This is a genomic window from Cobetia sp. PS-4MA, from assembly GCF_057670765.1.
The window spans coordinates 856,656-879,008 of sequence record NZ_CM173107.1; the positions used below are offsets into that span (position 1 = coordinate 856,656).

At 60.3% G+C, this 22,353-nt stretch carries 19 protein-coding genes; 7 read left to right on the forward strand and 12 right to left on the reverse strand.

From position 1 onward, the window contains the following. Nucleotides 1-157 precede the first annotated feature (157 nt). From secA to AC26AR_RS03690, 3 genes are all read left to right on the forward strand, one after another. Nucleotides 158-2,920 (forward strand): preprotein translocase subunit SecA, encoded by a 2,763-nt coding sequence (secA, locus tag AC26AR_RS03680; protein ID WP_084209793.1) that lies wholly within the window; start codon nt 158-160, stop codon nt 2,918-2,920. 116 nt (nt 2,921-3,036) lie between these two features. Continuing rightward, on the forward strand, nt 3,037-4,260 hold the full coding sequence (gene argJ / locus AC26AR_RS03685) for a bifunctional glutamate N-acetyltransferase/amino-acid acetyltransferase ArgJ (RefSeq protein ID WP_084209208.1): 1,224 nt from the start codon (nt 3,037-3,039) through the stop codon (nt 4,258-4,260). A 108-nt stretch (nt 4,261-4,368) separates the two neighbouring features. Continuing rightward, the gene (locus tag AC26AR_RS03690; protein ID WP_077371708.1) at nt 4,369-5,322 is read left to right on the forward strand and encodes a Nudix family hydrolase; all 954 of its coding nucleotides are present in this window, start codon (nt 4,369-4,371) and stop codon (nt 5,320-5,322) included. Nucleotides 5,323-5,450: 128 nt separating this feature from the next. Here the strand turns inward: AC26AR_RS03690 and yacG are convergent, their stop codons facing one another. The 5 genes from yacG to pilB form a co-directional block, all read right to left on the reverse strand. Further along, nucleotides 5,451-5,696, reverse strand: coding sequence for a DNA gyrase inhibitor YacG (yacG, locus tag AC26AR_RS03695; RefSeq protein ID WP_141392184.1), 246 nt, complete (start codon nt 5,694-5,696; stop codon nt 5,451-5,453). Beyond that, a complete protein-coding gene (gene coaE, locus AC26AR_RS03700; RefSeq protein WP_404983614.1) occupies nt 5,689-6,336 on the reverse strand; it encodes a dephospho-CoA kinase in 648 nt (215 codons plus the stop codon). The genes yacG and coaE overlap by 8 nt, the downstream gene beginning before the upstream one ends. Further along, nucleotides 6,336-7,196, reverse strand: a complete 861-nt coding sequence (locus AC26AR_RS03705) for a prepilin peptidase (RefSeq protein WP_488107555.1) — start codon at nt 7,194-7,196, stop codon at nt 6,336-6,338. Before AC26AR_RS03705 ends, coaE begins: the two co-directional genes overlap by 1 nt. A 99-nt stretch (nt 7,197-7,295) precedes the next feature. Then, nucleotides 7,296-8,534, reverse strand: a complete 1,239-nt coding sequence (locus tag AC26AR_RS03710; RefSeq protein WP_488107556.1) for a type II secretion system F family protein — start codon at nt 8,532-8,534, stop codon at nt 7,296-7,298. Between the two features lie 244 nt (nt 8,535-8,778). Further along, nucleotides 8,779-10,515 (reverse strand): type IV-A pilus assembly ATPase PilB, encoded by a 1,737-nt coding sequence (gene pilB, locus AC26AR_RS03715; RefSeq protein WP_488107557.1) that lies wholly within the window; start codon nt 10,513-10,515, stop codon nt 8,779-8,781. Nucleotides 10,516-11,277: 762 nt separating this feature from the next. Between pilB and AC26AR_RS03720 the strand changes: the two genes are divergently transcribed. Beyond that, on the forward strand, nt 11,278-11,736 hold the full coding sequence (locus AC26AR_RS03720) for a pilin (protein WP_488107558.1): 459 nt from the start codon (nt 11,278-11,280) through the stop codon (nt 11,734-11,736). A 49-nt stretch (nt 11,737-11,785) separates the two neighbouring features. Here the strand turns inward: AC26AR_RS03720 and AC26AR_RS03725 are convergent, their stop codons facing one another. The 6 genes from AC26AR_RS03725 to AC26AR_RS03750 form a co-directional block, all read right to left on the reverse strand. Continuing rightward, on the reverse strand, nt 11,786-12,088 hold the full coding sequence (locus tag AC26AR_RS03725; RefSeq protein WP_488107559.1) for a hypothetical protein: 303 nt from the start codon (nt 12,086-12,088) through the stop codon (nt 11,786-11,788). 124 nt (nt 12,089-12,212) lie between these two features. Continuing rightward, nucleotides 12,213-13,493: a cation diffusion facilitator family transporter gene (locus tag AC26AR_RS03730; RefSeq protein WP_488107560.1), complete on the reverse strand. Its 1,281-nt coding sequence runs from the start codon at nt 13,491-13,493 to the stop codon at nt 12,213-12,215. Between the two features lie 78 nt (nt 13,494-13,571). After that, on the reverse strand, nt 13,572-15,131 hold the full coding sequence (locus tag AC26AR_RS03735; RefSeq protein ID WP_488107561.1) for a PhnE/PtxC family ABC transporter permease: 1,560 nt from the start codon (nt 15,129-15,131) through the stop codon (nt 13,572-13,574). Continuing rightward, the gene (locus AC26AR_RS03740) at nt 15,121-15,846 is read right to left on the reverse strand and encodes an ATP-binding cassette domain-containing protein (RefSeq protein ID WP_176492897.1); all 726 of its coding nucleotides are present in this window, start codon (nt 15,844-15,846) and stop codon (nt 15,121-15,123) included. The genes AC26AR_RS03735 and AC26AR_RS03740 overlap by 11 nt, the downstream gene beginning before the upstream one ends. A gap of 3 nt (nt 15,847-15,849) precedes the next feature. Further along, complete coding sequence (locus AC26AR_RS03745) at nt 15,850-16,731, reverse strand: putative selenate ABC transporter substrate-binding protein (protein ID WP_084209792.1); 882 nt, start codon at nt 16,729-16,731, stop codon at nt 15,850-15,852. Between the two features lie 119 nt (nt 16,732-16,850). Continuing rightward, a complete protein-coding gene (locus AC26AR_RS03750; RefSeq protein WP_077371737.1) occupies nt 16,851-17,708 on the reverse strand; it encodes a MurR/RpiR family transcriptional regulator in 858 nt (285 codons plus the stop codon). Between the two features lie 372 nt (nt 17,709-18,080). Here AC26AR_RS03750 and zwf point away from each other — a divergent pair, with 372 nt between their 5' ends. The 3 genes from zwf to AC26AR_RS03765 all read left to right on the forward strand — a co-directional run bounded on the left by zwf (nt 18,081) and on the right by AC26AR_RS03765 (nt 21,016). Further along, nucleotides 18,081-19,571 (forward strand): glucose-6-phosphate dehydrogenase, encoded by a 1,491-nt coding sequence (gene zwf / locus AC26AR_RS03755; RefSeq protein WP_077371740.1) that lies wholly within the window; start codon nt 18,081-18,083, stop codon nt 19,569-19,571. Nucleotide 19,572: 1 nt separating this feature from the next. Beyond that, nucleotides 19,573-20,271 (forward strand): 6-phosphogluconolactonase, encoded by a 699-nt coding sequence (gene pgl, locus AC26AR_RS03760; RefSeq protein WP_488107562.1) that lies wholly within the window; start codon nt 19,573-19,575, stop codon nt 20,269-20,271. Nucleotides 20,272-20,353: 82 nt separating this feature from the next. Then, nucleotides 20,354-21,016 (forward strand): bifunctional 4-hydroxy-2-oxoglutarate aldolase/2-dehydro-3-deoxy-phosphogluconate aldolase, encoded by a 663-nt coding sequence (locus tag AC26AR_RS03765; protein ID WP_077371743.1) that lies wholly within the window; start codon nt 20,354-20,356, stop codon nt 21,014-21,016. A 221-nt stretch (nt 21,017-21,237) separates the two neighbouring features. Here AC26AR_RS03765 and AC26AR_RS03770 read toward each other — a convergent pair whose 3' ends face one another. Then, nucleotides 21,238-22,332 (reverse strand): ketopantoate reductase family protein, encoded by a 1,095-nt coding sequence (locus AC26AR_RS03770; RefSeq protein ID WP_488107563.1) that lies wholly within the window; start codon nt 22,330-22,332, stop codon nt 21,238-21,240. Between the last annotated feature and the right edge of the window lie 21 nt (nt 22,333-22,353).

The following is a 22,353-nucleotide window of genomic DNA, read 5'->3' on the forward strand; positions in this document are numbered from 1 at the left end:
TCACCTGGCCCTCGGCGCCGGTGATGGTGATGTCGTTTCCTTTTCGCGTGTGCCGTTTGCCAGTTGCCATCTGCGGGATGCTTCTGGCGCGTGAAGCGCACGCGTATATCTCAAGATTCTAGAAGGCGTGCCCACCGGGCACGGACAGGGATAGATGATGCTGGGTAAATTTCTGACCAAGGTAGTGGGCTCCAAGAACGACCGTGAGGTGAAGCGACTGCGCAAGCGGGTCAATGCCGTCAATGCCCTCGAGGAAAGTCTTGAATCACTGTCGGATGAGGCGCTGACGGGCAAGACGGCTGAATTCCGTGAGCGCCTTGCGCAAGGCGAGAACCTCGACAAGCTGTTGCCGGAGGCCTTCGCCACCGTGCGTGAGGCCAGCAAGCGCATCATGGGCATGCGTCACTTCGATACCCAGATGGTAGGCGGCATCGCGCTGCATGAAGGGCGCATCGCCGAGATGAAGACAGGCGAAGGCAAGACGCTGGTGGGGACACTCGCCGTTTACCTGAATGCCCTGGCTGGTGAAGGCGTTCACGTGGTGACGGTCAATGATTACCTGGCCACGCGTGATGCCAACTGGATGCGTCCGCTGTATGAATTCCTCGGGCTGAGCGTGGGCGTCATCTTCTCCGGCCAGAACAACGAGGACAAGCGTGCCGCCTACCAGGCCGACATCACCTACGGCACCAACAACGAATATGGTTTCGATTACCTGCGCGACAACATGGCATTCGCGCTGGAAGACAAGGTCCAGCGCAAGCTGCACTACGCCATCATCGATGAGGTCGACTCCATCCTGATCGATGAGGCGCGCACGCCGCTGATCATTTCCGGTCCGGTGGAGGAGAATACCGACCTCTACAAGATCATCGATCGCATGGCGCGTGAGCTCGTGCAATGCACCGACGAAGAAGATCCGGAGAGTGGCGATTTCACTCTCGATGAGAAGCAGAAGCAGGTCGAGCTGACCGAGCAGGGCCATCAGAAGGTCGAGTCACTGCTGCGTGCCCAGGAATTGCTCGGCGAGGAAGACTCTCTTTACGCCGCCCAGAACCTGAGTCTGCTGCATCATGTGCACTCCGCGCTGCGTGCCCAGAATCTGTTCGTGCGGGACGTCGACTACATCGTCCACAACGGCGAGGTGGTGATCGTCGACGAGCATACCGGCCGCACCATGGTAGGTCGTCGTTGGTCCGAGGGCCTGCATCAGGCCGTCGAGGCCAAGGAAGGCGTGGCGATCCAGAAGGAAAGCCAGACGCTGGCCTCGACCACCTTCCAGAACTACTTCCGTCTCTACGAGAAGCTGGCCGGCATGACCGGTACCGCCGATACCGAGGCCTTCGAATTCCGTCAGATCTACAACCTCGACGTGATGGTGATCCCCACCAACAAGCCCATCGCGCGTAAGGACATGAATGATCTGGTCTATCTGACCGCGGAAGAGAAGTTCAACGCCATCATCGAGGATGCCCGCGAGAAGGTCGCCGAAGGCCGTCCGGTGCTGGTCGGTACGGCGTCAGTCGAGACGTCAGAACTGCTGTCCCAGATGATGCACAAGGCTGGCGTGAAGCATCACGTCCTGAATGCCAAGCAACACGTCAGTGAGGCTGCCATCATCGCCCAGGCGGGTCGTCCGGGCGCGGTGACCATCGCGACCAACATGGCGGGTCGTGGTACCGATATCATGCTGGGCGGCAACTGGGAAGCTGAGCTTGCCGAGCTGGAAGCGCCGACCGAAGAGCAGATCAACGAGATCAAGCATGGCTGGCAGGAGCGTCACGAAGCCGTGCTGGCGGCGGGCGGTCTGCACGTGATCGGCTCCGAGCGTCACGAATCGCGTCGTATCGACAACCAGCTGCGCGGTCGTGCCGGTCGCCAGGGTGACCCGGGCTCCACGCGCTTCTTCCTGTCGCTGGAAGACAGCCTGATGCGCCTGTTCGGCTCCGATCGCGTGCAGCGCCTCATGGGCGCGCTGGGGCTCGAGAAGGGCGAAGCGATCGAGCACAAGATGGTCTCCAATGCCGTCGAGCGCGCGCAGAAGAAGGTCGAGGGTCGCAACTTCGACGTGCGCAAGCAGCTGCTTGAGTACGATGATGTCGCCAACGATCAGCGCAGCGTGATCTACGAGCAGCGCAACGACATTCTGGAAGCCGACGAGATCGCCGAGAACATCGCCGGCATCCGCCGTGAAGTGCTGGACGACGCCATTTCCATGCGCGTGCCGCCGCAGAGCCTGCCGGAGCAGTGGGATCTTCCGGGGCTCGAGAATGACCTCAAGACGGACTTCAACCTCGACCTGCCGCTCGTGCAATGGGCGGAAGAGGATGAGCACTTCCATGAAGAGACTCTGCGCGAACGACTGCAGACGGCACACGAGGAACTCTATGCCGGTAAGGTAGAGGCTGTCGGTCCCGAGCTGATGCGCCGCTTCGAGAAGCAGGTCATGCTGCAGGTGCTCGATACGCGTTGGAAAGAGCATCTGCAGGCGATGGACAACCTGCGGCGCGGTATCCACCTGCGTGGCTACGCTCAGAAGAATCCCAAGCAGGAATACAAGCGCGAGGCGTTCGAACAGTTCCAGTCATTGCTGGTCAACATCAAGGCTGACGTGGTGCGCATTCTGAGTCACGTCCAGGTACGTCGTCAGGAAGAGGTCGACACGCTGGAAGAGGAGCGGCGTGCCAATCTCGAGCGCGAGCAGGCCAGTGCCGAGACGCGTCGCGTGGAAGATGACACCGTCAGCGATGAGAGCGTTCAGGCTGCCGAGGAGATCGTCGAGGCGCAGTACGGTGCGGCACCGCAGGCGCAGGGCGACAATGAGCCGATGCGCCGTGATGTCCCCAAGGTTGGCCGCAATGATCCGTGCCCCTGCGGTTCCGGCAAGAAGTACAAGCAGTGCCATGGCAAGCTGAGCTGAGATTTTCAGCGTTGAGCATAGCTTTTCAGTACTGAGTATCGAATGCATCGCGGAGCAGCACCGTCTGTCCCGCGATGCCGTGTAGTGACAGGACAACGCGACTGGAGACGTGAACGATGGCGGTAGGGCCTTCCACTTTCCCCGCAGACATGCCGGAAATTTCCGGCCTGCAGATCGGGGTTGCTGAAGCCGGTATCAAGAAGCCGGGGCGACGTGATCTGGTGATCATGGCGCTCGATGCAGGATCGCGTCTCGCGGGAACCTTCACGCGCAATGCCTTCTGTGCGGCACCGGTGCATGTCGCGCGTCGACATCTCAAGGCCGAGATCGATGGGCCGCGCTATCTGGTGATCAACACCGGCAACGCCAACGCGGGGACAGGTGAGCAGGGCATGACAGACGCGCTTGCTACCTGTGAGTTCCTGGCCGATGTCGCGGGTTGTGATGCACAGGCCGTTCTGCCGTTCTCAACCGGCGTGATCGGTGAGCCCTTGCCGATGGATCGTCTGACCGGCGCACTGCCGACGGCCTTCGCGGCATTGGGCAAGGGGAATTGGTCCGACGCGGCACACGGCATCATGACCACCGATACTCGGCCCAAGGGCAGCTGGCGTAGCGTGACGCTGGCCAATGGCGAGTGTGTCACCATTGCCGGGGTTTCCAAGGGCTCTGGCATGATCTGCCCCAACATGGCGACCATGCTGGGCTTCGTGGCCACTGACGCGGATCTCGCCATCGATCAGTCTGCGCTGGATGAGATGCTGCGCCGGGTCGTGGTCAGAAGCTTCAACAGCATCACGGTGGATTCCGATACCTCGACCAATGATGCGTGCATGCTGGCTGTCACGGCCAGGGCCGCTCGGGTCGAGGGTGAGGATCTGGTCGCCTTCGAGGCTGCGCTGGCCGACGTCATGCTCGAGCTGGCGCAGGCCATCATCCGTGATGGTGAAGGGGCGACCAAGTTCGTCACCCTCGAGGTGGAGGAAGCGCGCTCCGTGGAAGAGGCGCGTGCGGTCGGCTTCACCGTGGCTCACTCGCCACTGGTCAAGACGGCTCTCTACGCCAGTGATGCCAACTGGGGACGAATTCTGGCGGCCGTCGGACGGGCGCCGTTGGAAAATCTTGAGGTTGACGGCGTTGCGATCACGCTCAACGGCGTGAGCATCGTCGAGCAGGGCGGACGAGCCGCCAGCTATACCGAGGCTGCCGGCAGTGCTGCCATGGCCGAGGAAGAGCTGGTGATCGGTATCCGCCTGGGGCGTGGCCAGCAGAAGGCGCGTATCTGGACATCGGATCTGTCCCACGATTACGTCTCGATCAATGCCGATTATCGTAGCTGATGCCTGAGGGCAGAGGCTTACGCTGAAACGGTAATGCAACATCTCCCGCAGGCTTCGCCTCATCAGGGTGGAGTCGGATGTACAACGCGAGTCAAAGGTACAGGCATCATGCCGAAGCGAAGGGTTCACGTGGCGGCTGCCGCCATCTTAAACGAACAGGGCCAGGTCCTGATTGCACGCCGTCCCTCGACGGTGGATCAGGGCGGCTTATGGGAGTTTCCGGGTGGCAAGCTGGCGCCCTACGAAACCGGTCTGGAAGCGCTCAAGCGTGAGCTGTGCGAAGAGCTGGGGGTCGAGATCACGCGTGCTCAGCCGCTGATCCGCATTCATCACGAATACCCGGACAAGCATATCCTGCTGGATGTGTGGGAAACGCGTCAGTTCAATGGCGAGCCCTTTGGCCGCGAAGGGCAGGCAGTGCGTTGGGTCGAGATCGAGGACCTTTACAAATACGCCTTCCCGGCTGCGAATCTGCCGATTCTGCGCGCGGTCTCGCTGCCACGCGAGTATCTGATCACGCCGGAAGAGGCTGATGAGGGAATCTTCGAGACACGCTTGATCCGTGCATTGGATGAAGATGGCGTGCGCCTGGTACAGCTGCGTGCCAAGGAACTCGATGAGGCGGCGTACATTGCACGGGCCGAGAAGGCGCTGGCGATCTGTCATGCACGTGGTGCGCGTCTGTTGCTCAATGCCGAGCCTTCCATGCTCGACAAGGTCGATGCGGACGGTATCCACCTGACCAGCGTGCGTCTGGCGGAGCTGGCAGAGAAGGGCGAGCGTCCGATCGCGGCCAACAAGTGGTTGTCCGCCTCGACGCATGACCAGGCACAGCTGGATCAGGCGGGACGGGTGACCTGTGATTTCGTCAGCCTTTCACCGCTGCGTGTCACGCCTTCCCATCCTGAGCGTGCACCACTGGGGTGGCATGACTTCCAGGAGCTGGTCGAGCAGGCCTGCATGCCGGTCTATGCCCTTGGGGGCATGTCGCGCTACGACAGTGACCATGCGCGCGCCGTCGGCGCCCAGGGGATTGCGTCGATTCGTGACTTTTGGAAGTGACGATCGCGCGTTGATGGCAGTTGCCTGAATGAAAAAGACCCTCGAGGCCAGCCTCGAGGGTCTTTTTTTGGCGAGCATCTTGAGCGTCGAGCTTGAGCCAGTCTGAACCAGCAGGGCTCTCTCGAGCGCTACTGCTGATTCATGTCGCGCTCCATGCGTGCCACCATCTCGTCGATGCTGGTCTCGTCCATGGCCGGCTCGCCGGCGATGCTGTGGGACTCATCAGCCCAGGCGCCGAGGTCCAGTAGCTGGCAGCGCTTGCTGCAGAAGGGGCGGAATTCGCTGGCGGCGCTCCAGGCCACGGGGGTTCGACATTGCGGGCAGGCAACGGACAAGGGCGCCTTGTGGGGCTGTGAGGACGCGGAGTCAGACATCGGGAAGCTCCTGAAATGATGCATTGGAGGCGGCCAGCGAGCGATAGCGGACATCCAAGGCCGCGACCTGCTCACGCAAGCTCGCCTGATTGCCGTTATTGTCGATGACATCGTCGGCTTTGGCCAGTCGTGTCTCGCGCGGCAGCTGGGCCGCGAGGATGGCGCGTACCTGCGCTTCGCTGACGCCATCGCGGCTCAGCGTGCGCGCCAGCTGAACATCCTGGCTGACATCCACCACCAGGGTGCGTGAGACGAGGCTGTCCTGGCCGGACTCGAACAGCAGGGGAGAGACCAGTAGACGGTAGGGGCTGGTCATGGCCGCCAGGTGTTGCACGATGCGCTCCCGGATACGCGGATGGGTGCAGCGCTCCAGCCATTGACGCTCCTCGGGGGCAGCAAAGATCCGCTCGCGCAGCGCGGCGCGATCAAGCTCGCCCTGCGCCGTGACGATCGACTCGCCGAAGTGGGCGATGATCTCGGCCAGTGCGGTTTCGCCGGGACGCACGATCTCGCGCGCGACATCATCGGCGTCCACCCACTGGATGCCGAGCTCTCCGAACATCCGTGCCACACTGGATTTTCCGCTTCCGATACCGCCCGTCAACCCGATGATGGGGCCTTGATTGAGCGCAGTCGTCATCAGGCACCTATCACGCTGAGGTAGAGGCTCATCAGCGGGGTGCCGAACAACAGCGCGATCCAGCCTGCCACGGCCAGATAAGGGCCGAATGGCATGGGGGCTCCCCGCAGGCGCGGTACCAGCAGTTGCAACAGGATGCCGAGTACTGCGCCGAGTCCCGCAGAGAGGATCAACAGCAGTGGCAACCACTGCCAGCCCAGCCAGGCGCCCAGTGCCGCCAACAGCTTGAAATCGCCATAGCCCATGCCTTCCTTGCCAGTCACCAGCTTGAACAGCCAGTAGAAGCTCCACAGCACCAGATAGCCGGCCATGGCACCAATCACGGCACTGGGCAGCATCAATGGCTGGAAAAGCAGTTGGTAGGCGAGACCGGCCCACAGCAACGGTAGCGTGATGGCATCAGGCAACAGCTGGGTGCGGAAATCGATCACGGACAACACCAGCAGCGTCAGACAGGCGCCGAAGATCCACAGGCTCTGTGCTTCCAGGCCGTAGATCAACGCGATGGAAGCGCCGAGCGCGCCACCGGCGAGCTCCACCAGTGGATACTGTGCACTGATACGGGTATTGCAGCTCGCGCAGCGGCCGCGGCGTTTCAGCCAGCCGATGACAGGGAGATTGTCATGCCATTTGATTGGGGTGTCGCAGCCAGGGCAGCGTGAGGCAGGCACCAACAGATTGAAACGTGGCGACGCTTCCGGCTCCAGTTCCAGCGCTTCACGTGCTTCTGCACGCCACTGACGCATCATCATCACCGGCAGGCGTGTGATCACTACATTCAGAAAACTGCCGATCAACAGGCCGAAAATCCCCGCGAGGCAGGCCTGAAGAGCGGGGGAGAGGGAGGTGAGAGAATCCACGGAACATCCTTGTCAGAAGAGCTGGACTGGAAATGAGGCGGCCGCGCCCCTTCGGGTGTCGCGGCCGCCTGTCATGATGAAGCAACTGGCCGTGCAGTATCAGATAGCGTTGCCCATCTCAAATATTGGCAGATACATAGAAATTACTAGTCCGCCGACCAAGGTGCCCAGCACCACGATGATCAAGGGTTCTAGCAATGAAGTAAGGGCATCGACCTTGTTGTCGACGTCCTCTTCATAGAAGTCGGCCACCTTGTTGAGCATGGCATCCAAGGCACCTGACTCTTCCCCGATAGCCACCATCTGAACTGCCAGTGTGGGAAACAGTTGCGTGTTACGCATGGCGAAGTTGAGCTGCTGACCCGTGGAGACATCCTCCTTGATCTGAGCGATGGCGCGCTCATAGACCTTGCTGCCCGTCGCGCCGGCAGCAGTATCAAGAGATTCTATCAAGGGTACGCCAGCCTGAAAGGTGGTGGCGAGAGTGCGTGAGTAGCGTGCCACCGCCGACTTATCAAGGATGTCGCCTAGCACCGGTACTTTCAGCATGAAGCGATGCATACCGTAAGCAAACCTATCTGAGCGCTTCATGCCTTGTGATATGAATATGGCGATTGCAATAAATGCACCCAAAATCACATACCAATAAGATTGCACAAATTCTGAAAGTGTGAGGGTTAATTGTGTGAATGCTGGTAGTTCTGCTCCAAACCCTTTGAAAAGTGTCTCGAACTGGGGCACGACCTTGATCAACAATATAGCTGTGACGCCAAAGCCGACACAAATAACAGCTGCAGGATAATAGAGTGCTTTTTTTACTCGAGCTATCAGTGAATCGATCTTCTCTTTATAGGTCGCGACGCGATCAAGCATCTTGTCGAGGGCACCGGCCTGCTCACCTGCGGCGACCAGGTTGGTAAATAGATTATCGAAATGTTGTGGGTGCTTGCGCAGCGCTTCCGAGAAGCTGGCGCCCGCGCCGACCTGGTTCATCAGATCTTCCACCAGGTGGCGCATGCCAGGGCTTTTCATGCTCTCGGCGACAATACCGAAGGCTTGCAGGACGGGGACGCCGGCGCGAATCATCGTCGCCATCTGTCGAGCAAACATGGTGACATCCTTGCCGCTGACTCTCTTGCTGCCACCGAACAGGGCGGATTTCTTGCGCAAACGCTTGACGACGATGCCCTGGCTAGCCAGCGTATTCTTCACCTGATCGACATTGGCGGACATCAATTCGCCCTTGACCTTTTCACCACGCGAATTCTTGCCTGTCCATTGCCAGGTTTCTATGCCCGCCTTTTTCTTGTCTTTCTTGGCAGTTTTGATCGTCGCCATGTCGGTTGTCATTCCCTGATGAATGAGAGTCCCCGTCTTGACTCGCGAGACTCATGTTGCTTGTGAGCATGCCAGTGGCTGCTCCTTCCCTTTGCTGCGATTTACACTGTTGGCAGCAGTGCATGAGTGACCTGCTCATCGCGGTGGGAGGTAATCCATGTTCAATGTGCCTGATGACTGAGCAAAAGTCAGCGCTGGTGTAGATTGTTCACATCGGTGCTGTCAACGCTCCAGCGTATTGTCATCAATCCTTGGTGATACGGTTGACTTCTTCCAGCGAGGTCATGCCCGCCATGACCTTGCGCAGGCCGCTGCGGCGCAGATCCGACAACCCTTCCTTGCGCGCCTGGTCTGCCAGTTCTATCGCGGTCCCTTCCCGCATGATCAAGCGGCTCATCTCATCAGAGATGGGCATCACTTCATAGATGCCGACGCGTCCCTTGTACCCTAACGTGCATTGGCTGCAACCCGTCGGACGATAGATGGTGGCATTTTCCAGATCTTCCGCACTGAAGCCATTTTCTGCGCTGAAGCCCATCGAGGCCATGGCTTCCTGGGGGATCTCGGCAGGTTGACGACAGTGGGGACACAGACGCCGCGCTAGACGTTGCGCGATGATCAAGGAAACCGAGCTTGCGATGTTGAAGGGCGCGATCCCCATGTTGCTGAGGCGCGTCAACGTTTCAGGGGCAGAATTGGTATGCAGGGTCGAGAGCACCAGGTGGCCTGTCTGCGCGGCCTTGACGGCGATTTCCGCGGTTTCCTTGTCCCGTATCTCCCCGACCATCACCACGTCGGGATCCTGGCGCAGGAAGGCACGCAGTGCCGAAGCGAAGTCGAGTCCAATCTTGGGCAATACGTTGACCTGATTGACACCCTCCACCTTGAGCTCGACCGGGTCTTCCGCGGTCGAGATATTGCGCTCAGGCGTGTTGAGGATGTTCAAGCCGGTATAAAGGGTGACGGTCTTGCCGCTACCGGTAGGGCCGGTGACCAGAATCATGCCCTGAGGCTCGGCAAGTGTCTTCTCGAACATGGCACGCTGTTCGGGCTCGAAGCCCAGCGCCTCGATCCCCATCTTGGCGGAACTGGGGTCCAAGATACGCAGTACCAACTTCTCCCCGTAAACGGTTGGCAAGGTGTTGACACGAAAATCGATGGAGCGTGACTTGGAAAGTCGCAGTTTGATGGCGCCATCCTGAGGCAGACGCCGCTCGGAGATATCCATGCGCGACATCACCTTCAAGCGCGCCGAGATACGGTTGCGCATGTTGAAGGGCGGGCGAGTATTCTCGATCAGCATGCCATCGATACGAAAACGAATGCGATAGGTGGATTCGTAGGGTTCGAAGTGGATATCCGAGGCGCCACGCTTGATGGCATCCAGCAGTACCTTGTGAACGAAGCGCACCACCGGCGCATCGTCGCTGTTGGCCGTGATGGCAAGATCGTTATTGTTATCCTCCTCGCCCTCGAACTCCAAGCCATCGAGGGCTTCACCTTCACCGCCAAGCATATCCATGGCGCTTTCTTCACCGGCTTCCAAGTACTGCTCCAATGCCGGCGTCAGCTGATCAGCTGCGACCAGCACGCTCTCAATCGACAGGCCGGTGGCAAACTGCAATTCATCAAGGTGAGTCAGTGTCGATGGGGAGGGTACACCGACGGTCAAACGATGTTCACGTCGATAGAGTGGCAGTACCCCCAGTTTGCGCAGTACCTTCTCTGGCAGCTCATCAATGCTCGGGAGGGAATCGATACGTATTGCATCGAGATCCACATAGGGCAGCCCGTATTCCCATGCCGCCACCGAGGTGGCCTCACGTGCCGGAGCCAGGCCATGAGTAATGATATGCAGCAGCAGACTCTCGCCAGCCTCATTGGCCTCCTGCTCAGCCAGCAAGGCAGCCTGAGGCTCCAGCAAGCCTGATTCCACCAGGCGAGCGGCAAATCCCTTCAACGTCTGATCAGTCTGGGGCATGGAAATGTCCTGTGGCGAATCTGGAAGTCTGTCCTGCGGCTCGTGTCGATGAGCGCCGCGATACCTGACAGCCCACAATATTGTTGCAATCTCTTGCCAGCGTGGTGAGTTGCGAGAGTGCTGATGTTGTCTCCAGTGTAGCCTGATTGGCACTTGGCAGATATGCCGGCACCCTCACTTTACCAGCCCACTCCCGAGCTAGAGGCTTGGAGGCAGCCGTCAGTGCCTCAGTCGGACTCGGCGATGTTCGAGCGGTGGCCAGGAGAAGATCCACTGATGGCGTGTCTTGAGAGGCTGACTTGCAGGGCAAAAGAGGGAGGGTAAAAAGGAGAGATCAAAACTGGCCCTTGAACGCCGTCTTGTCATCAGACTGCCATCAAGGAGGGGAAGTCTGATGTAGTCAGGCAGTTGCAGTGAGCGTTGAGCTGCGTTGGTTTGGTGGGCAGAAAGAATTTCATGGTGTTGCTTGCAATGTGACTGAGTGTAATCTATTGTAACTCACAAGCAGCCGTCAGCGCCGCCTTGAAAGCGACTTGCGACATGGCAATGGCACCTGAACTGTGGCTGTGGTATCAATCGTCCCGTCCGGTCGATACCCCGTGATATCAAAATGTTATGCTAACAATGGTGGGATGCTGATACAGAGTCGCAACGCTCGACACGGCATGTCACCCTAAGTAACAGTTTGATGTTCAGGGACAGTAACCGGGGTTTCAGGACGTACGACCTGATCTCACTACGCAAAGGCAAGGGAGTCATACCATGACACGCAAGCAACAAGCTGGTTTTACACTGATTGAGCTGATGATCGTTGTGGCGATTATCGGTATTCTGGCGGCCATCGCGATACCGCGTTATCAAGATTATGTCGCTCGTTCTGAAGCCGCATCTGGTTTAGCTACGCTTCGTGGTGCTCAAACTGCTGCGGAAGATGTAATTTTGCGCGGTTTAGAAATATCTACCACCTCTTCTGATGCGGGTTACATTGGTATTGCCCCTAATGCGGCAGGTAATTTGGGTACTGTGACTGTTAACCAAGAGGATGATGGGTCTGCGTATCTTCAGTTCGAATTTACCAACAGCAATCCTTCAATTCAAGGTGACACCATCGAATTGCAGCGTTCTGCTGATGGTGGCTGGACTTGCGCTACCGACGTTGACTCTGATTATGCTCCTAAGGGTTGTCCTACCGGTGGTACCGTTACTGCAACAGGTGGTTAATGAATCTGTTTAATAAAAAACCGCCCTTTAGGGCGGTTTTTTATTGTGCTCAATAAAGCGCTTCTTCTTCCTCCACTACATCCTTAAGCAGCTCCAGGAACAGTTTGTCTGCATCGGAATGCTCTGTGGGATCTTCCGGGATATGGATGCTGGTAGTGTCAGAAATCTCGTTGGCGATGATGGCCAGCACCGCTTGCTCGTTTTTTCCTTGTTCTGCCCCTTCCTTGAGGCGCGCTCGCGCCACCACCAGTGACTGCTCGAGAATCTTCGGGTCTTGCAGCAGCTTGCGAATGAAACCTTTTAGTTCATTGATGATGCGTGTCTTGTGCATTTCGCCGGATGCGTTGCTCATGGCGTGCTCCTTGGGTGTTTGTATGATCACTGAAGATGGGCAAGGTGACGAACATCATCGTCACCAGTGGGTTCGATGAGGCACTGCACCGCTGGGCAGACTGCTGTGTATCGCAAAGTGTAACTCACGTTTCGGCCTCTTGGGCGCGCGAAATGATGCTGAGTCTTACCGTTCCCAGCCAGCGGATGTCCTTCGCCAGGCGTTGCAGTCCATCGACTGTCGTGTTGCGTGAGGAAGGTGCCAGGTTACATTCGCTGAGCGAAGTGAATGCCTGTTCGGCAACCTCCAATTGGACATCGACATGTGGAGCACTCAAGGGAGCAGAGGGGGGTGTGGTGACATGATTGACATAGTGAAGCATCAGCCCGCTGCGTTCTTGCCATACAGGGTGTGACTGCCAGCAGGCATCAAGTGCAGTGATGATCTCGCTGCGCAGCGGCAGTGGCTGCATGAGCGTGGGATGTGTCGTGCCCGCCTGGCCGATATGTGAATCGTCTTCGGGGTCAATGTGGTAGAGCACATCGCTGAGCTGGGGGAATTCTGACTTGAGGCGTGCCACGGCGTGATGGCCGATGGCATGACCTTCGGAGACGCTGATGCGTGGCGCGACCAGCAGGTGGACTTCCAGCACGATACGACCGGCGAGCGTGCGACTGCGAAGATCATGTGCGCCACGCACTTCCGGCAATGACAGCAGGCATTCACTCATGGCGCGTTGTTGTTCGCGTGGTAGAGCGGTGTCGATCAATTCCCGCGAGGCTTCCCACGCCAGCGATACGCCGATCTTGCCGACCATCACCGCGACGATGATGGCAGCTATTCCATCCATCCAGCCCGCTCCGAGCTGAGTGCCGATCAAGCCCACCAGCACGGCGACGGTCGAGAGCGCATCGCTGCGTGAGTGCCAGGCATTGGCTTCCAGCAGTCTGGACTTCTGTTTGCGAGCCACCTTGAGCGTTGCACGAAAGATGGCTTCCTTGGCGATCAAGGAAATCACCGCGACGCCGATGCCCAGGGCACCTGGCAGCGGAATGCTCAGCGTGCCGAATATCAGCTCCCAGCTGCGCAGCACGCCTTCCCAGCCGATTGCACCCGCCACGGCGATGAGCAAGCTGCCAAGCACCAGCGTGCCCAGCGTCTCGATGCGTTCATGCCCCCAGGGGTGCGAGCGATCCGGTGCCTGACGGCCGAAGTGAGTGGCCACCAACACTAAGGCATCCGTCACCAGGTCTGACAGTGAATGGATGCCATCGGCCATCAAGGCTTGAGAGCCGACCAGCTTGCCGACGATCAGCTTGGCGATGCCCACCACCCCATCCAGCGCCGCGCCGATCAGGGTGATGCGCTGCGCCTCACGTCTGGCCTGTGCGGCAGAATCTGTCTTCGTCTGAGCGGATGTCGTCATGGGAAGCTCGCGGCAGGCCGGGTGTGAGGGAAGTGACTGCTTGCACATGAATCGAATGCAGGTCAGCAAGGAGTGAGGTCAGCGAACGCAGCTGTCTTCGGCGATTTCATGCGTCGGACGCAGACGGCGCGCGACGCTGTCCACGAAGATATTGAGTATTGCGGTCAGCAGCAGCAATGCAAAGGCCTGGTCGAACATCAGATACTCGAAGCTCGAATCGATGTGGAAGCCCAGCGTTGCCACGCCGAGCATGCCGAGAATCGCCGTCTCGCGAATGATGGTCTCGGCGCGATAGAAGAGCAGTGCGAACATGCCGGGCGCGACTCTCGGGTTGATCTCATACAGCCAGCTTTCCAGTCGTCCGCGGGGCTTGCCGGGCGGCAGCTGGATCTGGTTGGCATGTCGTGCACACAGAAAGGCGATGATGGCGCCATTGTGCAGGGACAATGCCAGCCAGGCAGGCAGGAGCGAGGGGCCCAGCAGCAGCAGCAGAATGAAGGCCAGCATCAGCTCAGGGGTGGTGCGCAGGAAGATCATCAGCCCTTGAGTGGCCTGTCGGGAGGCGCGATTGCCCACATGTCGGCTGGCCAATGGCCACAGCAGCATGGCGATCAGCAGGCTGCCTGCGGTGCCCAGCAGACCGAGCAGCAGGGTGTTGCCCAGCGCGGACAGCAGGTGGGGCAGATGGCTCGCCCAATCCAGCAGATCAGCAAGTAGCTGGCCGGAGATCAGTGAATCGACGCTGGCATTGACCAGCGGCGCTGGCCAGATGTCGTGGCTGAGGAAGCGCCACAGCAGTGTCGGATTCACGTCCGGCCATGGCCCCAGCCACCAGAGACTGGCGACTCCCAGAAGGGGCAGCAGGCGACGATGTCCCCACCATGGCAGCGTCGCGATCAGCAGGTAGAAGATCCACAGCAGGGCGCCGGCTTCATGGTAGCGACCTTCGCGGAAAGCACTTTCCAGATAGAAGCCCAACGTCGGCAAGCCGACGAAGCCCAGCAGGACGCTGGCGCGTAGCGCGCACTCGAAACGGTAACGGGTGTAGCTCGCCAATCGCGACCATGCGAGTGGGAGTTCTGCATAAACGAAGCACATCAGGCGTGATGTGGTGGCAGGCAGAGCGCGGCGCGGTGCCTGGGGAACCTGTTCCAGTATCTCGGCGTAGACCTTGGCGAAGGTTGCCGCGTAGGGGATGGTGATCGCGGCCAGCGCCGTGATGGCGGACAGGCCGAATACCTGCAGCAGCAGCAGTGCCCAGAACAGCTCATGCACGGCCCGCAGACTGGCGCAGACAGCGCGCAATGCTCGTGAGCGGGAGTAGAGCAGCGCAAGGGGCAGTCCCAGCAGCGCCCCCAGCAGCGTCCCCCATAAGGCGAACGCCACCGTCAGGATCAAGGCATGCACTGGTGATTCCAGTGCACTGGGGGCCGGCATCACCAGGCCATTCAGCATGCGGCCAAGTTCCTGCCATGGCTCCCGTGAGGTAATGGAGAGATCACCGAAGGGTGCCAGTATCAGCATGGCAGCCAGCAGGCCGATACCGAGCCGCAGCAGGTGTGAGCCTTCACTGCGCGCCTGCCACCAGCGTGGCGGCTTGCGCAGTCTAGAGAGCGCGAGGCCGGGTTCAGTCGACATCAAGTGGCTCACTGCTGGCGGCAGGGTAGAGGCAGTCGAGGTCTTGCGGCTTCAGGTCGTCGGTATTGGCGTCGAGCAGCACCTTGCCGTTGCCGTTCTCATCCTTGCCCAGACCGATGACACGAGTGAAGTGAGTGAGTGCCAACTCCTTCTGGTGAAGCGCTACCACGCTGGTGGCATGGCGAGAGTGAATCCAGTGGATCAGCTGGCTGGCCTGATGCGGGTCCACGCTCGCCACAGGCTCGTCCCCGAGAAACAGATCATGTCCCTGATAAAGTGCCCTGGCGATGGCCACCCGCTGACGCTGTCCACCGGATAACGCCTCGACCGATCGCTCCATCAGGCCGGCGATGCCCAGAGGTTCACATACGGCGGCGACTGCCTGCCAATGAGCGGGCCTGGGGCGCAGCAGATTGAGCAGGTTGGTCAGCGACGATTGCTGATCCAGCCTGCCCATGAAGATGTTGTGATACACGGAGAGCTGAGGCACCAGTCCTTGACGCTGAGGGCACCAGGCTGCAGGCGTACCCTGCTCGTGCAGGGCGCTGCGCAAGGCTTCCAGCAGCGTGGACTTGCCCGCACCGCTGGCGCCAAGCAGAGCGACGCGCTCGCCATGCTCGAGATGAACGTCCAGATCGCGCAACACCACCTCGGCGCCATGGCCGAGGTGGTGTCGTGATAGGTGCAGCAGGGGAGAGGGTGTTGCCTGGGTCATGACTCAGCGCAGCAGACCGAGTTGCTCGCCAACCGTCTTGATCGGGGCGTAGTCATCATTGCTGGCCGGGATGAAGCCGGAGCGCGGGAAGCTTTCCAGCAGGTCCGGATCCTTCATGTCCAGCAGCGCCTGAGTGAGGTGCTGCGTGAAGTCCGCACCGTAGTGGCTGTCGGCATCGCCGCGCACTGTCCACTGATAGTCGGGGTAGGCCGGAGTTTCCCACAGTACCTGGACCTTGGCGGGATCGACCTTGCCATCCTTGACGGCGGCTTCCCACACGGCGTAGTTCACGGCGCCCACGTCGTAGGTGCCGGCGGCAACCAGCGCGATGGTGCGTGAGTGATCACCGGAGAAGCCGACGCGCGAGAAGACCTTCTCGGGGGCGTCATCGAACTGTTCGCGCAGATAGTATTCCGGCATCAGGCGCCCGGAAGTGGAGGTCTTGGCACCGAAGGTGAAGGAGTGGCCTTCCACGGATTCGGGCAGCGTCTCCAGCGGCGTCTGTGCATCGCCGGCCAGCTTGAGATCACGTCGTGCGATGAAATAGCTGCGGAAGGCGGCATCTTCCACACCCTGGGCGATCGCCTGGGAGCCCGGCACCAGCTGGCGGGCCTGGACACCGGTGAGGCCGCCGAACCATGCCATCTGGATCTGATCATTGCGGAAGGCACTGACCGCGGCGCTGTAGGACTTGACCGGCACGTACTCGACATCCACCCCGAGCTTCTCTTCCAGGTAGTCGGCGACCTTGTCGAAGCGCTCCACCAGACGCGACTCATCTTCATCGGGAATGGCAGTGAACTTGAAGGTCTCGGCTTGCGCCAGACTGATGCTGAAAGGCAGGGCAGAGAACAGGGTCAGAGCAGCAGTGGCCAACCAGCGCATGAGGGCTTCCTCGGCATTCACGACATGGGAGATCATGCAGCCAGCGGCCGCATGCAGGTTCATGGCGCGTATTGTTGTGCCTTGGCGGCATCGGTGCAAGTCCACCGCTGCTTGAACCGTCAGGATTCCGGCGGAAAACGGGTGTCCTTGAGGCTATCCTTGATCTTCTTGAGGTGATGCTGGAAGTCCACGCCACGCCTGAGCGTCACGCCGGTCGCCAGCACATCGATCAGAGCCAGATGGATCATGCGCGAAGTCATCGGCATGTAGATGTCGGTGTCCTCCGGTGCCATGACTTCCAGCACCTCGGTACACTCGCGCGCCAGCGGAGAGTCCGGCGCGGTGATGCCGAGCACGGCGGCACCGTTGCCGCGCGCCAGCCTGGCGATATCGACCAGTTCCCGCGTGCGGCCGGTATAGGAGATGATCACGATCACGTCACCGGTATGGCAGGCGGCCGCGACCATGCGCTGCATCAGCACGTCTTCATAGGCCATCACGGGCAGATTGAAACGGAAGAACTTGTGCTGGGCATCTGCCGCCACCGGCCCGGAAGCCCCCAGGCCGAAGAAGCAGATCTGCTTGGCCTGGCTCAGATAATCCACCGCACGTTCGATGCGCTTGGCATCAAGGGCGCGGCGCGCATCATCGAGAGCGGCAACCGTGGCGCCAAGTATCTTGTCGCCATAGGATTCGGCGTCATCATTCTGCTCGACGCTGCGCGAGACATAGGGCGTGCCACCGGCCAGACTCTGGGCCAGCTTGATCTTGAAGTCCGGGAAGCCCTTGGCGTCGAAATTGCGACAGAAACGGTTGACGGTCGGCTCGCTGACCAGCGAGGCCTGAGCGAGTGCCGCGATGCTCATTCCCGTGGCGGCCGACGGATCTGTCAGAATGACGTCAGCGACCTTGCGCTCTGAACGATTGAGGTCGTCGAGACGTTCGCGGATGCGGTTGATGAGGTCGTGTACTGCCATTCGCCGATTACCTTGCCATTGTGTAGTGAAATAACTACGTAATCTGGGCATCCTAGCCTCACTCGTCTGGCAGGCCAAGCATCCCTTTGCCTCGGACGATGCTCCAAGCTCAGTGAAACGTCCGCTGGCTACCACTTTTAGGTAAGTTTACCTACTTGTTGGGCGATTTGTCTTGAGAGAGCGCGACGTTATCGCTACATTTGTTGTTAATATAACCAGCCATGTATCGCCACAGCCGTCCCGGTGTCCCACATGCCTCTTGAAATCCTGCGTGCTGCGCCCCTCGCGTCGCGCCATCGGAGATTCAGGGAGGGCACCACCGTATCGGCCAGCCAGGCATGCAGGGCAGTTTCGACGGGAGAAATCGGCTGCATGAGTTCCGACACCATTCCGGGCGTGGATATTGCCCTGTTCGGCGCCTTGGGCGACCTCGCCAAGCGCAAGCTGTATCCAGCCCTCTATCACCTTGATCGCGATGGTCTGCTCGACAAGGCGACTCGCCTGATCGGCCTGGCGCGTCAGGACGTCAGCCTCGAATCCTTCAAGGAAACCGTGCAGGCCTCGCTCAAGGAGCGCGTCAAGCCGGAGCATTTCGAGAAGGCTGCCATCGAGCGCTTCCTCGCCCGTATCAGCTACGCCGCGCTGGATTTCAGCACGGTGGAAGGTTACTCGGCCATCGCCGACTGGCGGGTTGACGCCAAGGGCAAGCCTTCGCCGCGCCCGCTGATGATCTATCTCTCCGTGCCGTCACGCATCTATGGTGACATCAGCAACAACCTGCAGGCCGCCGGTTGTCTGGATGAGAACTCGCGTGTCGTGGTTGAGAAGCCGATCGGCTCCGACCTGGAAAGCTCCGGTGTCATCAACGATGCCATCGGCGCGGTATTCCACGAGTCGCAGATCTATCGCATCGATCACTATCTGGGCAAGGAAACCGTTCAGAACCTGATTGCACTGCGCTTCGCCAACCCGATGTTCGGCAATCAGTGGAACCAGAACCACATCTCCCACGTCGAGATCACCGTGGCTGAGAAGGTCGGTATCGAGGGACGCTGGGGCTACTTCGATCAGGCGGGTCAGCTGCGTGACATGGTGCAGAATCACCTGCTGCAGCTGCTGTGCCTGATCGCGATGGACCCGCCGTCCAATCTGGACGCCGATGCCATTCGCGATGAAAAGGTCAAGGTGCTCAAGGCCTTGCGCCCGATCACCGGTGAGCGTCTGAACACTGATCTGGTACGTGGTCAGTACATCGCGGGTGCCGTCGATGGTCAGCACGTGCCGGGGTATCTGGAAGAAGAGGGCGCCAATACCGAGTCCTCCACCGAGACCTTCGTGGCTTTCAAGACCGAAGTGTCCAACTGGCGCTGGGCAGGCGTGCCGTTCTACCTGCGTACCGGCAAGCGCATGCCCGAGAAGCTGTCACAGATCGTGATCCACTTCCGTCAGCAGCCGCACTACATCTTCGATCCGGACCAGCGTTCGCTGGCGGCCAACAAGCTGATCATTCGTCTCCAGCCCTCCGAAGGCATCTCGCTGCAGGTGCTGACCAAGGACTCCGGCCTCGACAAGGGCATGCGCCTGCGTCCGGGTCCGCTGGATCTCGACTTCAACAGCGCCTTCCCCAAGCGCCGGATTCCGGAAGCTTACGAACGTCTGCTGCTCGAGGTCATCAAGGGCCAACAGTATCTGTTCGTGCGTCGTGACGAGATCGAACACGCCTGGCGCTGGGTCGATACCCTCATCGATGGCTGGGAATCGCGCGCTGCCACGCCGCGTCGTTACCCGGCGGGCTCCTGGGGGCCGGTCTCCTCCATCGCGATGATCACGCGTGATGGTCGCAGCTGGTATGAGGAGTATTGAGATGGCTGTCGACATGACACAGAGCACCACCCAGGACCCGCGCCAGCAGACTGCCGAGTCGCTGGCCGAGTATCTCGCGGCAGCACTGACCGCTGACCTGGCGGCGCCTGAGGCTCGCGCACTGCTGGTGGTCTCCGGGGGCTCGACGCCCAAGCCGTTGTTCGCCGCATTGCGTGACAAGCCGCTGGACTGGTCGCGTGTGGACATCACCCTCGCGGATGAGCGTTGGGTGAGTGAAGACGCCGACGACAGCAATGCCCGCTTCGTACGTGAGCATCTGTTGAAGGGCGCAGCCGCTGCCGCGACCTTCCATCCGCTGACCAACGCCGAAGCAGAGCCAGAGGCGGGTTGCGAGGAAGTGAGTGCTCGCATCGCGGCACTCTCCTGGCCGGCCTCCGCGGTGATTCTCGGCATGGGGGGCGATGGTCACACGGCTTCGCTGTTCCCGGATGGGGATCGCCTGCAGGAAGCGCTGACCAGCCGTGATTGCTGTGTGCCGATGCGTGCCCCCAGCGTCCCGCAGGCGCGCATCACCCTGAGCCTCGAGCGCTTGCGCCAGACGCGCCGTACCGTGCTGCATCTGACCGGCACCGACAAGCAGGCCGTGCTGTCACGTGCACTGGGCGATGTCGAGGCCGTCAGCGAGTTGCCGATCCGCGCCTTCCTGTCCGCGCCCCTGGCGCTGTACTGGGCCCCCTGATCCTATCGGCCACGGCGCTATCAACCACATCAGCGCCGTGGCGTACTAGACAACATCAGCGCTGCGGCGCAAGGAGAACGCCATGAGCTTCGAAAAACAACTTCCCTCGACGCGCACGACCGAGATCGACAGCATCTGCCAGAAGGCCTCCGTGCTGCCGGTGATCGCCGTCGAGCGCATCGAGGACGCCGTGCCGCTGGGCAAGGCGCTCTATGAAGGCGGCTTGACCGTTCTCGAGGTCACCCTGCGGACTGACTGCGCTCTCGAGGCGATTCGCCGCATGCGTGAAGCGCTGCCCAATGCCAGCATCGGTGCCGGCACCGTGCTCACGCCGGAACAGTATCGCAAGGTGGAAGAGCTGGGCGTCGATTTCGTCGTCACGCCGGGTACCACCGAAGCGCTCTATCAGTATGGCGTGACCAGCAGTGTGCCGATGCTGCCGGGCGTCGCGACCGTGTCCGAATTGATGACCGGCTGGCAGTACGGCTACCGCCGCTTCAAGTTCTTCCCGGCCGAGGCCGCGGGTGGCGTGAATGCCATCAAGTCCTTCGGTGGCCCGATCAGCGAAGCACGCTTCTGCCCGACCGGCGGCATCACGCTCAACAATGCCGGTGACTATCTGGCACTCAAGAACGTGATGTGTGTCGGTGGTAGCTGGGTGGCGCCGCAGAAATTGATCGATGCAGGCGACTGGGATGGCATTCGTGAGCTGGCGCGCGAAGCGTCCGAGCGTTTCCACCACTGATTTTCGCCAGGTCAGCGGGTTGCCATACGGCAATCGGTGGCCTGACGCGCAAGACCGAACATTGCTGCTCTCTCTCGACAGCTTGGCTGTTGCTTGTGACCCGTCTCTCGCGAGGCGGGTCTTTTTTTGGCCAAATGCCAGAGAATGATGTCGAGGCGGGTCAGCAGTCACAGGTCTGAGGCTATGGCTAAGGAGGGGCTGTGGATCCAGCGCTTAACCGCTCAGGGTTGTTGACTGCTCAGGTGAGTGTGGAGTTGCTCGAGCAAAGGCAGGTCATCGGTCAGTGACAGCCCGTGATGGAGAGCTGCGTGTCGCAACGGGCCAAGGATGGCCTCCACTTCCGTGGTGCGACCTGCCAGCACATCCTGAAGCATCGAGGCACGGTTGTTCGCCGTGGCACGGATGACCTGGTCGACCAGGGTCTGCCAGCCATTCGGTGGCGGGGCGATACCCTCGGCTTCCAGCACCCGAGTGATCTCGTCGACGGCCTGGCGCACCATCAGGGAAAAGGGACGATCACGCAGCTGTCCATTGCGAATCCGAAAGCGTGCCACGAGTGGATTGATGGCGGCATTGATCGCCAGCTTGTGCCATAGGCGAGTGCCGATGTCGGCACTGACATGACACTCACGGCCAGCCGCCTGCAGCCAGGCAACCTGCCTTTCTGCGGCCGCCATGGCAGAGGAGGAGGAGGCCGGGTCGGCCTGCGATGACCAGGCGCCCAGCCAGGTCTGGCCATGGCCGGCGTGTTGCACGGCCAGGCGTTCTGGGAGGGTGTGCGTGGCAGGTGTGGTCGATTCTGGAATCCAGGCACCCTCGGTCGTACTGGCGCACAGCAGTTGGGGATGTTGCTCCGCCAGCCAGGGTTGTGCGCTCAGCCCGTTTTGCCAACAGGTAACTGGTGTCCGTGAGTCTATCAGCGGCGCGACGTGTGCCCAGGCGGACTCGATGGCATGTGACTTGGTGGCCAGCCAGATCGCGGCAGGTGGTGGATATGGCAAGGTTCTCAGCTGGTCAATCGAGGTATAAGTTATCTCTGAGCTAACAGATTGGCCTTCTGGTGAGGTCGTATCGATCGTCACCATCTCGCTGTCGGATGCCCGGCGACCCACCAACAGAAGGTTTGGCAATGTGCTCCTTCCCTGCGTTGCCATTTCGCGCAGGCGGGCATGAGCGAGCGTGGCCGCCAGCAATCGACCGATGGCCCCGGGGCCGACGATCCACAGCCAATCGCCTGCAGCGGCAGGACGCTGGGAAAGTGAATCGAAAGCCGTCGAGAGTGTGTGATTGTCGTCAGCCGGCGTGGAAGTCGTCATGCGTGATTTCTCATCATGGGT